Below are 14,275 nucleotides of genomic sequence, written 5' to 3' on the forward strand. Positions count from 1 at the left end.
GACGGAGCCCTCATGAACCTGTCCCAGGACCCCGCCGCCGCTGCCACCGCCGCCGCAACTGATTGGGGCCCCTTCGGGCGTCCGATCTTTGATGACCCCAAGGCCCGGGCGCTGTCTCGGGTGGGGGTGGTCGATGTCGGCTCCAACTCGGTCCGCCTGGTGGTGTTTGACGGCGCCGCCCGCAGCCCGGCCTATTTCTACAACGAGAAGATCATGTGCGCGCTGGGGGCCGGCCTGTCCGAAAGCGGCCGCCTGAACCCCGAGGGCCGCGCCCGCGCCCTGTCGGCGCTGCGCCGGTTCCAGCATCTGGCCCAGGGCATGGGGCTGCCGCCCCTCTCTGCCGTCGCCACCGCCGCGGTGCGCGACGCCCAGGACGGGCCGGAGTTCTGCGAAGAGGTGCTGCGCGAAACGGGGCTGAAAATCCACGTCATCGACGGCCGCGAAGAGGCGCGGCTGTCGGCACAGGGCGTATTGCTGGGCTGGCCCGGCGCCTATGGGCTGGTCTGCGATATCGGCGGGTCGTCAATGGAGCTGGCCGAGATCCAGGAAAACTCCGTCGGCCGCCGGGTGACCTCATCCCTTGGGCCGCTGAAGCTGCGCGACATCAAGGGCGGGCGCAGAGGCCGCAAGGAACACATCAAGGAAGTGATCGAACGGCTGAAGGGCGAAATGGGCCCGCAGCGCGACCGTCTGTTCCTGGTCGGCGGCAGCTGGCGGGCGATTGCCCGCATCGACATGCACCGGCGCGGCTACCCTTTGAAGGTGCTGCATGAATACCGGATGTCCGCCAAGGACGTGCGCGAAACCGCCCGCTATATCGAGACCAGCGATCTGGACAAGCTGCGCGGCGCCTGCGGGGTTTCCTCCAGCCGGATGTCGCTGGTGCCCTATGCGATCGACGTGCTGACCCGGCTCGTGAAGACCTTCAAACCCAAGGATATTGCAGTCTCTAGTTATGGCATCCGCGAGGGCCTGCTGTACGAACAGATGCCGCAGCGGCTGCGCGCCCGCGACCCGCTGGTCGAGGCCTCCCGTTTTGCCGAGATGAAGGACGCGCGCGTCCCTGGCTTCGGCAAGACGCTTTATGATTTCGTAAGCCCGATCTTCAGCGGCGCGAGGCACAGCAAGCGGCGGCTGGTCAAGGCGGCCTGCCTGCTGCATGACGTCAGCTGGCGGGCGCATCCCGACTACCGCGCCGAGGTCTGTTTCGACAACGCCACCCGCGCCAACCTGGGCGGGCTCAAACATTCCGAACGGGTGTTCCTGGGCCTGGCGCTCTTGCATCGCTACAGCAACAAGCGGCACGGCAGCTCTTTCGAGTATCTCTATGATCTGTTGGACGAAAAGGGCCAGCACGAGGCGGAGGTGCTGGGCAAGGCGATGCGGTTCGGCGCGATGCTGATGGTGACCGGCAACGGCGACATCGGGTCTTTGCGCTGGCAGCCGCGCAAGCGGGTGCTGCATGTGGATCTGCCGGACACCGCACGGCCGCTGTACGGCGAGGTGGCGGAGTCGCGGCTGAAGTCGCTGGCCAAGGCGCTGGATGCGGAGATTGACCTGCGCTTTGTCAAACCCGCACCGGAACCCGAGCCGGAACAGGCGCAAGAATAATCAGCGCGGGCGTCAGATTTCGGTGACGCCCTCGTCTTCACCCTTGTCTTCCTTGGCGGGCGCGTTGTCCTTGGGCTTTTTGCGGATGATGATGTCGCCGTTGGGCAGGATTTCCGGCAGCTCATAAGCGCTCCAGTCCTCCACCTCCTTGGCGATCTCCGCCAGCGCAGGCCCCATCTCTGCCAGGAAGGCACCCATCGAGGGGCCGATCTCCTCCATCATGCCCTGCAGGTCCTCAAGCGTCGGCGCCATTTCCTGGCGCAGCCCTTCCCAGAACAGCTCCGCCCCGCGCTCCATCAGCGAGGGGCCGGTCCCCTCCTCTTCCGCTTCCTGGGCAGAAAGCGGCGCGGACATCAGGGCGATCAGGGCGGCAGGCAGGATGAGGTGTTTCATGGGGCTAATATAGAGGCCTGATGCGGGGTGTAACAGGGGGAACGCGGCATAGGCGATGAATGCCAGCCGGGGCAGCCGCCATCAGGAACGCCGGGAGACCGGCACCGCCGCGGCCTGCGAAGGCCTGCCACCCGGGCCCGGCCCGGTCAGCGGATCTAACAGGATCAGCGGCAGCTTGCCAAGGCCGGTGCTGCAGGGGGTGCGGCTGGGCCCTGCGGCGGCTGGAGCCTTGTCGGCGGCAGGCTCCGGTTGCGGCTCATAGGTCTGCAGCAATGGCTGGCTGTTCTTCTTGTGGCGGGCGATCAGCTTCCGCTGCTGCTTGCCCTCCGGGATCTGCCGCGCAGGCACGGGCGGCGGGGCTGCACCGTCCAGCGCCGGAAACAGGCGCTTGAGCCGGGCATGTTCGGCGGGTGGCAGGGTCTTCAGCGCCTCCGGCCCCATCAGCAGGCTTTCCGCCGGGGTACCTTCGGCCAGCACAACCTCGTGCCGGTCGAAGATCAGGTGGAAATACTCCACCTCCGCCACCGCGTCGTCGATGCGGATACCGGGCAGCGCCGTCAGCTGGTGGGCAGCCGCAAGCACCTGTTCCTGGCCGAACATGCGGCCTGCAATGCGGGAACTGATCAGCAGCCGGTGCTGGCGTGACACCCGCAAGTCGCGCTGCGGCAGACCTGCACCCAGCGCACCGGCGCGGATCAGCACCGGGCGCAAATTCGGGTTGCGGCGGATTTGTTCTGCGCTGACTGCGCGGCAGGTCACCATTTGCAGCACGGCATAGCCGCCATCGGCGGTCAGAACCTGCTGACCCGGGCGCAGCATCTCGACCGGACAGGGGCCCTCGGCGGTGGCGATGCGTGTGCCGCGGGCGAAACAGACCACATCCGCGTAGTTCCAGCCGCTGGTATGGCTTTGATAGCTGCCCAGCGTGGCGCCGGTGGTGAAGGCAGAGCCCGGCCCCGGCACGAAATACCATTCTCCGCCGGTATTGAAGAAATAGAAGGTTTCGGTGTGCTGCGCTCCGCCGGTGTCAGTGAAGGCGATGTCGATGGCATAGGGGCTGCCGGCTGTCTTGCCGAAGGAGCCGCCATCGATGCTGATGCGCTCGCCGTTGTCGCCGTCACCCTGGTAAGCAGCGTCATTGTCCTTGAACACCGCGGTGTGGGAGGTGTTGTACTGCGCGTTGTAGCCGGTGCCAGACCACTTGAAGGCTTCTGCCGTATATTCCGCCATGGCAATGCTCAGTCCCGGCCCGCGGATTCGGTTTCATCCAGCGCCTTGAACAGCGCGCGCAACCCGCCCGGACGCAGTCGGCAGCGGGCCGCATCCCGGCCCAGTGCCTGCGCCGCGGTTTCGCGCTCTCGGCTGTCAAGCTCCGCGCCGAACCGGGCTTCCAGCTCAGCCGCAAAGGCCCTGTTTCTGTCTTGCTCGCTCATACTCCGGCACCTGCGCATGCGGATCACACCGCGAACGCCACCCACCGCAACCAAAGGTGGAGAGCAGTACGCGCGCCCGCAAGTGCAAGTCTGCCGCTAGTTGCCTAAAATTTAATGAAAACCAGAACAGGACCTGCAGCTTTCAGGCGCTGGCTATCTGAAAAGCCGGCGCGACTTCCGCGCCGGCCTTCCCCGTCAAACCGTCCGGGGTGCACAGATCCGGGCTTCTGCGCTTAGCCGTACGCGGAGGTGTCCCACATCGCCGGCTGCATGAACTCAGGGATCGCCTTTGTCTTGCCGCTCAGCTTTGCGACTGTTCCGGCGGTCAGCTCCAGCGCCATCCAGGATTCCGGCATGGTCAGCAGATCCGGGTACGGTGTCTGCTTGTCCGTCGGGACAAAGCCGTAGCGGGGATAGAATGCGGGGACGCCCAGCACGAACACTGCGTCAAAGCCCGCGGACTTTAGGTGCGCGATGCTGGTTTCCATCAGCTCCTTGCCGACGCCATGGCCCTGAAACTCCGGCAACACGCCGCAGGGTGCGAGCAGGCAGCATTTTTTGCCCGGGTGGTCCTCAAAAACGAAGGGCGTGAACAGCACGTTGCCCGCGGTCTTGCCATCGCGGCTGACACTGATTGAGATGGTGTCCGGGTGATCAAGGAAGCTTTCGGCAAGCTTTGCGATCTCCGGCCCTTCGTCCGGGCCGAAAGCACGGCGGTGAACGTCGATGATGTTTTCTTTTTCCATGTTGTCCATTTCTGGTCTCCTTTGGAGGAATGGTGTGGCCGCCCCGCGCGGGGGACGGCCTGTTGAAGGGTGGTCAGGCACCGGGCATCGCCATCTTCCGGCTCACCTGTCCGGAGGGTTCGTGAAGCGCGTCCCCGGCAAATTCGAAGCCGTAGCGTTCGTAGAACGGCCGCCCGATGGTGTTGTCGCGAAAGACCTCGACCTTCAGCGGCCCTTTCAGAGCCACCGCATGATCAACCAGCGCCCTGCCGTATCCCCGGCCGTGTCTGGACGGCTCCAGAAACAGGCCGCCGATTTCATTGCCAATGAGGGCAATGAAACCGATGACGGTGCCTGCTTCCTCCAGCACCCAGGTTTCCGCATTGGGCAGGTAGATGCTGCGCATGGCCTGCTGCACCTCTGCCACGAAGTCCGGGCTGAGGAACGGATGCGCGAGCGCGTTGGCCTGTTGCCAGACGGCAATCACCGCATCCGTGTCATCGGCATGATAGGGGCGGATAGAGAACGTGTTATCTGTCATCTTCTTCTGTCCTATCGCTGGTTCATTTGGGCGCGCACGGATTGGTTCCCTAAATGCGTGATGCGATAGGGGCTGCCGTTCTTCGATTTGATGAAGCGCTTGTCCTTGAGGCGCTTGAACACGTCCATCGTGCAGGCTGAGAAGACAAAGCCGTCGCGTGTATAACACTGGACGGAGTGCACTTTGCCGTTGTCGCCGCGTGCGTATTTAATCTCGCCGCCCAGGGCGAGTTCATGCAAAACACGTTGCTCGTGCTTTGAGATATTCATGGGGATGTCTCGATTTTATGAAAGCACAGAAACAGGGTCACTCAGCGTCAGCGCGTGAGTGTGCCTATCTTTGCGGGTGTTCCTGTGAGTTTCGCCAGGAACGGGCGTTAGGCCCGGGGCTCTTTCATAAAATCTCCATTGCAAGAGGCATCGTGCCCCTCGTGCAAGGGCCATTTAAGCAGCGGTCTGCAAACTGTCAAGGCCATGAACAGCAGGCATACTCTATGCCTGCCTCACCCCAGCTCGATATCCAGCGTCACCGGGAAATGGTCCGAGGCATCCAGCAGCGCCTGTCGCATCTCTGCGTCGGCGTAGCATTCGCCGTCCTCAAACGGGTGCCAGATGCGCCATTGGGGGCGCAGGCCCATCAGGCTTTGCGAGATCATCACATAGTCCAAGAGCGCCCGGGTGAAGCGCTTGGTCTCGGCATTGTAGAACCGCGAGGTGCTGGGCGGGATGTCCGGGCGCGGCTGCAGCAGGCATTGCGCGTGAGGGTCGTGCAGCAGATCGCCCATCACGATCTCCACCGAGGACTGGCCGAACAGTTGCTCGTACTGGTCGAGACCGGGGCCGTCGTTGAGGTCTCCCAGAACCATCACATGCTCACCTGCGGCGGCGTGCTCCTTAACCCGGCGGTGCAGCCAGATCGCCTGCGCCAGCTGCTTGCGGCGGTTGGCGATGGCGGCGGCAGTGATAGCCTCCGGCGTTCTGGCCCCATGCGGCGCCTTGGATTTCAGGTGGGCGCCGATCAGCCGCAAGACAGTTCTGCCCTTGGTAGTCACCGCCAGTTCCAGCGGCGGTTTGGAGAACGCCACCTGGTCCAGCCGCTCATCCACGTCGAGGTCGATCTCGAACACCCCGTCAAACCGCGGTGCGGCGGGGCTGGAGCGCGCATCATGCACCGCGTCCAGCACATCCGGATCATAAAGCAGCGCGATTTCCTGATGGGTGTCATTCGGAAAGCCGCTGACCGCCTCGCGCGCCCGGAGACCGGCCTCAGCGGCGAAGTTTTCCAGGGCGCGGGTGGTGCGCTGGCTGCGGCCGGTGTTGGGCGCCTCGACCACCATGATGGCATCGGCGTCGATGCGCTGCAGCACATGGGCGATGGCGCGGCCTTGGGTGTAGCGGTCGACGCCATGCACGCCAGAGGGCTTGGCGTCCAGCATCAGCTTGTCGTCCTTATCGAACAGATAGGCGAACCATTCGATGTTATACGTGGCCAGCCGCATTGCCGCCGCATCCGCTGATTTCATCCCAGGCGCGGTTGATGTCGATCATCCGCTTTTCCGCCAGCCGCACCGCCTCCTCCGGCACGCCGCGGGCGATCATCGCATCCGGGTGGGTGTCGCGCACCAGCTGGCGCCAGTGCTTGCGGATCTCCTCGCGGGTCATCTCAGGCGAGACGCCCAGCACGGTGTAGGGGTCCTTGGGCGCATCCGGCACGAAGCGCGCGCGCAGGGCCTGGAACTGCTGCGGAGTCTGGCCGAAGATGCGGCTCACCTCCTCCAGGAACTCGTTTTCGCCCGGGTGGTAGAAGCCATCCGCCATGGCGATGTGAAACAGCCCCTCCATCAAGTCACACAGCGTGGTGGGGTCGTTTCCGAACATCCGCTGGATGCGGCGGGCGTATTCCTGGTAACCGGCCACATCGGTGCGCGCCATGTTGAAGACACGGGCGGCGCCGGCCTCATCATCCCGTGCGATCTGGAACACCTCGCGGAAGGCGGTGACCTCATCGCGGGTGACCTGGCCGTCGGCCTTGGCCATCTTGGCGCCAAGCGCGATGACGGCAATGGCAAAGGCCACGGTGCGTTCAGGCGGCGCGCGCAGCTTGTCAAAGACGTCGGTGAGGCTTTCACCTGCGGCAAGCGCAGCCAGCGCGTCGGATATGCGGGTCCAGAGTGACATGGGGCGAGCCTATCCGGCTTTGGCGGCACTGTCAGGGGCGGGAATACCCGGTGTCAGGATTTTCTGCATGAAAACAGTGTCGAGCCAGAGGTTGTTCTTGCAGCCAAGCTCCGGCATCCGGGCGGTTTCCACGTAGCCCAAAGCGGCGTGAAAGGCGATGGCAGCAGGGTTGGCGCTGCTGACGCTGGCGATCAGGACGTGGATCTGCGCTTCCTTGGCCTTATTCTCCAGCGCTTGCATGAGGCGGCGGCCGGCCCCCCTGCCTTGCGCCGCGGGCAGCAGGTGGATGGTGTGCTCAGCCGTGAAGCGGTAGCCGGGGCCGGAGCGAAACGGGAAGAAATGCGCGTGGCCGAGGATTTCCCCGTCCTGTTCCGCCACCAGATAGGCGCCGTTGCTCGCCGTGATCTGCTCCCTCACCTGTTCCGGGGTCTTTTCAAGGGTGTTGAAGGTGGCCAGCGTGTCGCGGATCACCCAGTTGGCGATGGCGCAGACCGCCCCGGCATCAGCCTCGGTTGCGGGACGGATGATCATCGCAGCACCCTCGGCCCATGCGGCGTGTCAAATTCCGCCATCATTGCCGGCGCGCCCTGTTCGACCTTCAGGCGCGGGTCGTTGAGGATGCGGTCAAGCGCGGTCTGTAAATCAGAGGCCTCCGGGTGGCTGAGGATCAGGCGGGTCAGGCGGCAGTTCGATTGCGGCAATTTTGCTGCAGGCGGTTCCGCCTGCCATTGCAGGACCGCCGGGAACAGGTTGTCATAGGGCAGCAGCCCGTCCGCGGGCACCGTCATCAGCCAGCGCAAGTCCCCGCGCTGCATTTGCACGTGGCGCTGCGCATGGGGCGGCAGCAGGGGTTTCTCCGCTTCCAGATCTTCGCTGCGCAGGATCCAGTTGCTGAGCCGTGCCGGGCCTGCAAATTGGTCGAGGTTGAACCAGCGCGGCTGCTCTTCGGGCTGGGCGTCCGGGTCGATGGCGATGGCCTCCAGATAGAGCCCGTCCTCCAGCCCGGTCAGCCGGTTATGGGTGCCATAGCGGGCATGAGAGCCGCCGGGGCCGAGGGCGATGCCGAGCGACTGCTCTACATGCGCCGCGGCTTCCTCCAGCGTTGCGCCGGCCACTGCCAGGTGATCGAGTATCATGTCTACCCTCCCCTTTTGCGCGTGAGACTAACGGGGTTGCGGCGGGGTGCAAGGCGGGATCTGGTGCTGCCGAGGTTTGGCAAGCTATCCGGCCACTGCCAGTTCCTGCCCCAGCCATTGAAGATAGTCGCGGATCACAGCCTCATCCCGCTGGCAGTATGACCATTTCTGGTGTTTGCGAACGGTGATGAACCCCGCCTGCCGCAGAATATCCAAATGCCGGCTTGCCGTGGGCTGCGACACTTCCAAGGCCTCAGCAATCAGCGTCATGCAAACCCCGAACTCCACCGGGTCAGCGGACCATTGGCTGCCGAAGTGCTTGCCCGGCTCCGCAAGCAGGCGCAGAACCTCCATTCTGGTGCTGCTTGCCAGCGCCTTGATTTGTGTTGACCTGTCCATGCATCCATTCATATCGTCATTTAGCTAATTTACAATATGAGAATCGCCATGCTGCAATTGAATCAAACGAGCGAAATTGAGGGGAACACCATCCGCTGGGGCAAGGAAGGCACCGGGCCGGCGCTTGTTGCCCTGCATGGCACCCCGTTTTCCTCGCAGGTCTGGCGCAGGATCGTGCCGCATCTGAAACACCGCTGGACGGTCTATTTCTTTGACATGGCCGGTTATGGGCAGTCTGAAATGCACGACGGGCAAGATGTCTCTCTGGGGGTGCAGAACCGGATACTTGCTGCCTTGTTCAAGGAATGGGGGCTGGAGCGGCCGCATGTGCTGGCCCATGATTTCGGCGGCGCAACCGCGCTGCGGGGGCATTTCCTGAACGGGCTGCGCTATGCCTCGCTGACGATTTTCGACGCGGTGGCGCTGCAGCCCTGGGGCTCTCCCTTTGTGCAGCATGTGAAGAAACACGAGGCTGCCTTTGCCGGGATGCCGGACTATATGCATCAGGCCCTTCTGCGCGCCTATCTGCAAACAGCGGCCCATCAGACGCTCAGCGAAGAGGCGCTGGACATCTATGCGTCGCCCTGGACGGGAGAGACCGGTCAGGCGGCCTTTTACCGGCAGATTGCGCAGATGGATCAGGCGTTTACTGACGAGATCGAGCCGCAGTACCGGTTGCTGGACTGCCCGGTCAAGGTGCTGTGGGGGGAGGAGGATCAATGGATCCCGATTGCCAAGGGGCATGAGCTGGCCGGTTTGATCGCCGGCACGCCGTGCCAGCCGGTTCCTCGCGCCGGGCACCTGCTTCAAGAAGACTGCCCGGAGGCCATTGTGGCGGCGATGCTTGGGCAGGCTGGTACCGGCTAACGCCCTGCGGACTGTTCCGGCCCGCCTTCACATCCAAACCACCAGCGCCCAGATGCCCGCAATCACCGTCGGGTAAAACGTCCCGGCAAAGCCTAGCCCCCGCAAAGGCGGCGACAGGTGGTAGCCGCCCCAGAACAACAGCCGCATGACGGCGAAGGAAAGGCCGAGGGCGATGGCTACGGCGCCGCCCAGGGTGACGGCGGCAAAGGGCCAGATGGCAAGTGCCAGCACCAGCTGCTCGATGCTGTTGGTCAGCACGCGCTGGTCGATCTCGGCCGGGGAGCCGGGGGCGAAGGGCTCTCCGTCGATGATGGCGTCATCGAAGAACCGCCGCTGCGCCAGGCGGCCGATGATCAGTGCCAGCACCAGCCCCGGCGCGAGGAAGGCGCCGGGCAATGCGATGGGGGCCGGGATATAGGGCAGGCCCAGCCATTGCGGCAGGCCAACAACCAGCAGGCCCCAGAGGGCGCCGAGGGCCATGCCGGTGAGGATCCGGGGGCGTTTGCTGCGCTGCATGGCGCCACTCAATCACCGCCGCTACGGTTTGCCAAGGCATGGCGTATCAGACCCGGCGGAAAGCTGCGGCAAGCGGCACCATGTTTCTAAAGCAACGGGCACTCCCGCCCGGCGCTTGACTGAGCCAAAGGCCCATCCGCGCCGGTTGGGCGCGGCATCGCGCCTGTGCGCGATGCAGGCAGCCCACCCCATCGGGGCGGGCTGCCGGACCCAAAGCCGCCAAGGGGGCGGCCCGGAGGGCGGGCACCTGCGGGTACGGGAGGACCTCCCCTGCCCCGCAGATGCGGCCTGCGTGTCAGGCGCGCGCTTCGCGGATCAGGCGCAGGATGTCCTGGGCGGCCTCGGGGATGTTGGTGCCGGGGCCGAAGATCGCCTTGACGCCTTTGGAGTACAGGAACTCGTAGTCCTGCTGCGGAATGACACCGCCGCAGATCACGATGATGTCGCCCGCGCCTTCGGCCTTCAGCGCCTCGACCAGCTGCGGCGCCAGCGTCTTGTGGCCCGCCGCCTGGGACGAGATGCCGATCACGTGGACGTCGTTGTCGATGGCGTCCTGGGCGGCTTCCTCCGGGGTTTGGAACAAGGGGCCCACGTCGACGTCAAAGCCAATATCGGCAAAGGCGGTGGCGATCACCTTGGCGCCGCGGTCGTGGCCGTCCTGGCCCATCTTGACCACCAGCAGACGCGGGCGGCGGCCTTCTTCCTCGGCGAACTCCTCGATCGATTTCTGGATCGCGGCAAAGCCCTCGTCGCCCTCATACGCCGCGCCATAGACGCCGGCCAGGGTTTTGACTTCCGCGCGGTGGCGGCCGAATTCCTTTTCCATTGCCATGGAGATCTCTCCGACTGAGGCCCGCGCGCGGGCGGCTTCGACTGCGGCTTCCAGCAAGTTGCCCTCGCCTGATGCGGCGCGGCGGGTCAGTTCATCGAGCGCCGCCTGGCAGGCAGCCTCGTCGCGGGTCTCGCGCATCTTTTGCAGGCGGGCGATCTGGGCGTCGCGCACCGCGTGGTTGTCGACATCCAGAATGTCGATCGGGTCTTCCTTGTCCTTGCGGTACTTGTTGACGCCAACCACAACCTCGTCGCCGCGGTCGATCATCGCCTGGCGGCGGGCTGCCGACTCTTCGATGCGGAGCTTGGGCATGCCGCTTTCGACGGCCTTGGTCATGCCGCCCATCTCCTCGACCTCTTCCATCAGCGCCCAGGCCTTCTCCACCAGTTCCGCCGTGAGGCTTTCGATGTAGTAGGAGCCGGCCAGCGGATCGACCACATTGGTGACGCCGGTTTCCTCCTGCAGCACCAGCTGGGTGTTGCGGGCGATGCGGGCGGAGAAATCGGTGGGCAGTGCGATGGCCTCATCCAGCGCATTGGTGTGCAGCGACTGAGTGCCGCCAAGCACGGCAGACATCGCCTCATACGCCGTGCGGATCACGTTGTTGTAGGGATCCTGTTCTTGCAGCGACACGCCCGAGGTCTGGCAGTGGGTGCGCAGCATCTTGGAGCGTTCGGACTTGGCGCCGAACTCGGTCATCACCCTGTGCCACAGGGTGCGGGCGGCGCGCAGCTTGGCGATTTCCATGAAGAAGTTCATGCCGATCGCAAAGAAGAACGACAGGCGGCCTGCGAATTTGTCCACGTCCATGCCGGCATCCAGTGCGGCGCGCACGTATTCGCGGCCGTCGGCGATGGTATAGGCCAGCTCCTGCACCAGGTTCGCGCCGGCCTCCTGCATGTGGTAGCCGGAGATCGAGATGGAGTTGAACTTGGGCATCTCGTTCGAGGTGTACTCAATAATGTCCGAGATGATCCGCATCGAGGGTTTCGGCGGATAGATATATGTGTTGCGGACCATGAACTCCTTGAGGATGTCGTTCTGGATGGTGCCCGCCAGCAGGCTCTTGTCGTGGCCCTGCTCCTCACCGGCGACAATGAAAGACGCCAGAACCGGGATCACCGCGCCGTTCATGGTCATCGAGACCGAGACCTTGTCGAGCGGGATGCCGTCGAACAGGATTTTCATGTCCTCAACTGAATCGATGGCCACGCCGGCCTTGCCGACATCGCCGACCACGCGCGGGTGGTCGCTGTCATAGCCGCGGTGGGTGGCGAGGTCGAAGGCGACCGAGACGCCCTGCTGGCCCGCGGCCAGGTTGCGGCGGTAGAAGGCGTTGGATTCTTCGGCGGTGGAGAAGCCCGCGTACTGGCGGATGGTCCAGGGGCGGCCTGCATACATGGTGGCCTTCACCCCGCGGGTGAAGGGGCCGAAACCGGGAAGCGTGCCCATGTGGGGCAGATCCCTGGTATCGTCTTCGGTATAGAGCGGCTTGACCTCGATGCCTTCCAGCGTCTGCCAGTTGAGGTCGTCGACCGCCCGTCCGCGCAGCTCTTTCTCAGCCAGAGCCCGCCATTCGTCTTTGTTTGTCATCAGGTCTTCCTCTTGTCAGTGCGATACGGGGCGGGTTCGTGCCCGCCGCCTGTTTTTCCGGGTCCTGTGCCAGTGATGCGAGGCCGTCCGCCCCGCCCGCCAGCCACATGATGTCGTCGGCGTAAGCCTCGCGCAGATATGCGGTCTGCGCGTCGTCGAAGGGGCGCCAGCGGCCTGCGCCATCAGGCAGGCCGGCCGCCACCCGGGACGGCAGGCTGGCGCGCAGGTCCTGCAGGCAGAGCGAGGCATTGAGGCGCACCCGCGCGTGGGTGCGCGGCGCCTCGATGCCGGTGAGCGCTTGCAGTGCGGCCTCAGGCCGGGTGCCGAAGGTTTCAAACGGCAGCACATGCAGGTTTACATCCGGCATCGCGGCAGCAATGTCGGTGATCACGTCGCGCCAGCTGCGCGGCGACTGCGCCAGCCGGTCCAGCGTGGCCGCGGAGGGCAGCTTGTGGCCGCGGGCCACTGCGTAGGCCAGCGCCGAAGTCCAGTAGCTGTCGAGGCTGCGGATCGAGAGCGCCACATCGGTGACTGCGCCGCCGAATGCCTGGGAGAAGCGTGCCATGCGTTCGCCCACACCGCCGTAGAGATCGCCGAGCCGCAGGTTCTGGCGCACCGAGCCGATCATGTTTTCCTCGCTCACCAGCAGCTGGCGGATGCCCTGGCCGCTGCTGTCCGCCATCTGGATTTTCAGACGGCCCTGGGCGCGCTGCACCAGGTTGCGGCCGGACACCGGGGCCGGCCCCGGCTGGATGCCGTGGAACAGCCCGTTGCGGGTGCGGTAAGGCCCCCAGAAACCGATACCCTGTTTTTCGAGGGCTTGCGCATTGTGGCGCATGTATTCCTGGAACGAGGTGGTTGCGCAGCGGTGCGCGCCGGAGTGCAGGATCACTTTCATAGCGTTACGGGGCCTCTGATGAAGGGCCGCAGGCCGCAGCCCGGTCAAGGGGAATGGCACGATCATGGCCGGCAACCCCTCATTATCCCGTTAACGTTTATGTTTTTTCGCCAAGCTGCGGATTTCACAGTCGCATTTGCCGCCGGCACACATATATTCAACACAACAGGAGAGATTATGAGAGCAATCCTTAGCGTTGTTTTGGCAGGGTTCCTGCCGCTGGCGGCTGCGGCGGCGGATGGCAGTGCGCCTGAATTGATACAGCCCGGGTATGATGTGGAGCTGGAGGAATTCCAGTGGACGCACCGCCCGGTGGTGGTGTTTGCCGACAGCCCCGAGGACCCGCGGTTCCATGAGCAGATGGAGCGGCTGATGGAGGGCATCGAGGCGCTGAAGACGCGCGATGTGGTGGTGCTGACCGATACCGATCCGGCTGCCAAGTCGGCCCTGCGCAAGAAGCTGCGGCCGCGCGGGTTCATGCTGGTGCTGGTGGGCAAGGACGGCGGCGTCAAGCTGAGGAAGCCGCATCCCTGGACGGTGCGCGAGCTGTCCCGCACCATCGACAAGTTCCCGGAACGGCTGCGCGAAGTGGAAGAACGGCGCGGCGGCTGAGCCTGCCGGGCGGTTCCGGTCAGCCGTTGCCGCGGACGTAGATCAGCGCCATCGCCTGTTTGTCCAGCACCACCATCGCGCCGGTTTCCGGCACGAAGACCAGGCTGGAGCCCGGGTTGCGGATCGCCTGGTAATAGACGGATTTGACCAGATCGGTCATGCAGCTGACCCCTGCCAGCCCCGAATTCAGCACCCCCAGCCCCTGCGGCAGGTCGCGGGACATGATGTCCTCTGTCACCGCATTGGGGGATTTGCCCGAGACCGCAAACATCACCGGCTTGCCGGCCTCCAGCATCTTCATGCCAGTATTGAGGGACCGCGCACGGTCCACCAGCGAGGTGATGCGCGGGTTCTCCGCGGTGTGAAACACCGCTGCGGTGCAGCTCATTGAGCTTTGGAAAAAGAACGTCTCCCCCAGTTCCACCCAGGCGGAGAGCTGGGCGCGCAGCGCCTCCTCCTTGTCCAGCGCGCAGGCGGACAGGACGGCCAGAACGGTCAAAAGACAGGTCAGGAGACGGGTCATGCGGCACCTTGGAGTGGTC

18 protein-coding genes are annotated in these 14,275 nt (G+C 64.6%); 3 read left to right on the forward strand and 15 right to left on the reverse strand.

Translation table 11 applies throughout. From position 1 onward, the window contains the following. The first annotated feature begins 12 nt into the window (after nucleotides 1-12). On the forward strand, nucleotides 13-1,611 hold the full coding sequence (locus RA21_RS11375; RefSeq protein WP_039148909.1) for a Ppx/GppA family phosphatase: 1,599 nt from the start codon (nucleotides 13-15) through the stop codon (nucleotides 1,609-1,611). 12 nt (nucleotides 1,612-1,623) lie between these two features. Here RA21_RS11375 and RA21_RS11380 read toward each other — a convergent pair whose 3' ends face one another. The 11 genes from RA21_RS11380 to RA21_RS11430 all read right to left on the reverse strand — a co-directional run bounded on the left by RA21_RS11380 (nucleotide 1,624) and on the right by RA21_RS11430 (nucleotide 8,415). Further along, entirely contained in the window at nucleotides 1,624-2,004 is a 381-nt protein-coding gene (locus RA21_RS11380) for a hypothetical protein (protein WP_039148912.1), read from the reverse strand. A gap of 81 nt (nucleotides 2,005-2,085) precedes the next feature. Beyond that, nucleotides 2,086-3,234: a Hint domain-containing protein gene (locus tag RA21_RS11385; RefSeq protein ID WP_082008934.1), complete on the reverse strand. Its 1,149-nt coding sequence runs from the start codon at nucleotides 3,232-3,234 to the stop codon at nucleotides 2,086-2,088. A gap of 8 nt (nucleotides 3,235-3,242) precedes the next feature. Then, nucleotides 3,243-3,437 carry a hypothetical protein gene (locus tag RA21_RS11390; RefSeq protein ID WP_039148915.1) on the reverse strand — a complete coding sequence of 65 codons (195 nt, stop codon included), beginning with the start codon at nucleotides 3,435-3,437 and terminating at the stop codon, nucleotides 3,243-3,245. 233 nt (nucleotides 3,438-3,670) lie between these two features. Continuing rightward, nucleotides 3,671-4,192 (reverse strand): GNAT family N-acetyltransferase, encoded by a 522-nt coding sequence (locus RA21_RS11395; RefSeq protein ID WP_052257640.1) that lies wholly within the window; start codon nucleotides 4,190-4,192, stop codon nucleotides 3,671-3,673. Nucleotides 4,193-4,256: 64 nt separating this feature from the next. Further along, nucleotides 4,257-4,703, reverse strand: coding sequence for a GNAT family N-acetyltransferase (locus RA21_RS11400; RefSeq protein ID WP_039148917.1), 447 nt, complete (start codon nucleotides 4,701-4,703; stop codon nucleotides 4,257-4,259). Nucleotides 4,704-4,714: 11 nt separating this feature from the next. Further along, nucleotides 4,715-4,972, reverse strand: a complete 258-nt coding sequence (locus RA21_RS11405; protein ID WP_039148920.1) for a YjhX family toxin — start codon at nucleotides 4,970-4,972, stop codon at nucleotides 4,715-4,717. A 233-nt stretch (nucleotides 4,973-5,205) separates the two neighbouring features. Beyond that, nucleotides 5,206-6,201: an endonuclease/exonuclease/phosphatase family protein gene (locus RA21_RS11410; protein ID WP_029204760.1), complete on the reverse strand. Its 996-nt coding sequence runs from the start codon at nucleotides 6,199-6,201 to the stop codon at nucleotides 5,206-5,208. Then, entirely contained in the window at nucleotides 6,182-6,880 is a 699-nt protein-coding gene (locus RA21_RS11415; protein ID WP_039148923.1) for a molecular chaperone DjiA, read from the reverse strand. The genes RA21_RS11410 and RA21_RS11415 overlap by 20 nt, the downstream gene beginning before the upstream one ends. Nucleotides 6,881-6,889: 9 nt before the next feature. Beyond that, a complete protein-coding gene (locus tag RA21_RS11420) occupies nucleotides 6,890-7,411 on the reverse strand; it encodes a GNAT family N-acetyltransferase (RefSeq protein WP_019295677.1) in 522 nt (173 codons plus the stop codon). After that, nucleotides 7,408-8,016: a VOC family protein gene (locus RA21_RS11425; RefSeq protein WP_039148925.1), complete on the reverse strand. Its 609-nt coding sequence runs from the start codon at nucleotides 8,014-8,016 to the stop codon at nucleotides 7,408-7,410. The genes RA21_RS11420 and RA21_RS11425 overlap by 4 nt, the downstream gene beginning before the upstream one ends. 84 nt (nucleotides 8,017-8,100) lie before the next feature. After that, nucleotides 8,101-8,415 carry an ArsR/SmtB family transcription factor gene (locus tag RA21_RS11430; protein ID WP_029204761.1) on the reverse strand — a complete coding sequence of 105 codons (315 nt, stop codon included), beginning with the start codon at nucleotides 8,413-8,415 and terminating at the stop codon, nucleotides 8,101-8,103. A gap of 48 nt (nucleotides 8,416-8,463) precedes the next feature. Here RA21_RS11430 and RA21_RS11435 point away from each other — a divergent pair, with 48 nt between their 5' ends. Beyond that, nucleotides 8,464-9,282 (forward strand): alpha/beta fold hydrolase, encoded by an 819-nt coding sequence (locus RA21_RS11435; protein WP_039148927.1) that lies wholly within the window; start codon nucleotides 8,464-8,466, stop codon nucleotides 9,280-9,282. A 27-nt stretch (nucleotides 9,283-9,309) separates the two neighbouring features. On the opposite strand, the gene RA21_RS11440 is transcribed toward RA21_RS11435, so the two are convergent. The 3 genes from RA21_RS11440 to RA21_RS11450 all read right to left on the reverse strand — a co-directional run bounded on the left by RA21_RS11440 (nucleotide 9,310) and on the right by RA21_RS11450 (nucleotide 13,121). Beyond that, on the reverse strand, nucleotides 9,310-9,798 hold the full coding sequence (locus tag RA21_RS11440) for an MAPEG family protein (protein ID WP_039148930.1): 489 nt from the start codon (nucleotides 9,796-9,798) through the stop codon (nucleotides 9,310-9,312). 295 nt (nucleotides 9,799-10,093) lie between these two features. Next, the gene (gene scpA / locus RA21_RS11445; protein ID WP_039148934.1) at nucleotides 10,094-12,223 is read right to left on the reverse strand and encodes a methylmalonyl-CoA mutase; all 2,130 of its coding nucleotides are present in this window, start codon (nucleotides 12,221-12,223) and stop codon (nucleotides 10,094-10,096) included. Further along, on the reverse strand, nucleotides 12,189-13,121 hold the full coding sequence (locus RA21_RS11450) for a hypothetical protein (protein ID WP_039148936.1): 933 nt from the start codon (nucleotides 13,119-13,121) through the stop codon (nucleotides 12,189-12,191). The genes scpA and RA21_RS11450 overlap by 35 nt, the downstream gene beginning before the upstream one ends. 177 nt (nucleotides 13,122-13,298) lie before the next feature. Between RA21_RS11450 and RA21_RS11455 the strand changes: the two genes are divergently transcribed. After that, nucleotides 13,299-13,733, forward strand: coding sequence for a DUF4174 domain-containing protein (locus RA21_RS11455; protein ID WP_039148939.1), 435 nt, complete (start codon nucleotides 13,299-13,301; stop codon nucleotides 13,731-13,733). A 19-nt stretch (nucleotides 13,734-13,752) separates the two neighbouring features. Here the strand turns inward: RA21_RS11455 and RA21_RS11460 are convergent, their stop codons facing one another. After that, nucleotides 13,753-14,256 carry a hypothetical protein gene (locus RA21_RS11460; RefSeq protein WP_039148943.1) on the reverse strand — a complete coding sequence of 168 codons (504 nt, stop codon included), beginning with the start codon at nucleotides 14,254-14,256 and terminating at the stop codon, nucleotides 13,753-13,755. Nucleotides 14,257-14,275: the final 19 nt, after the last annotated feature.

It is taken from the genome of Leisingera sp. ANG-DT, assembly GCF_000813785.1.
GTDB lineage: Bacteria > Pseudomonadota > Alphaproteobacteria > Rhodobacterales > Rhodobacteraceae > Leisingera.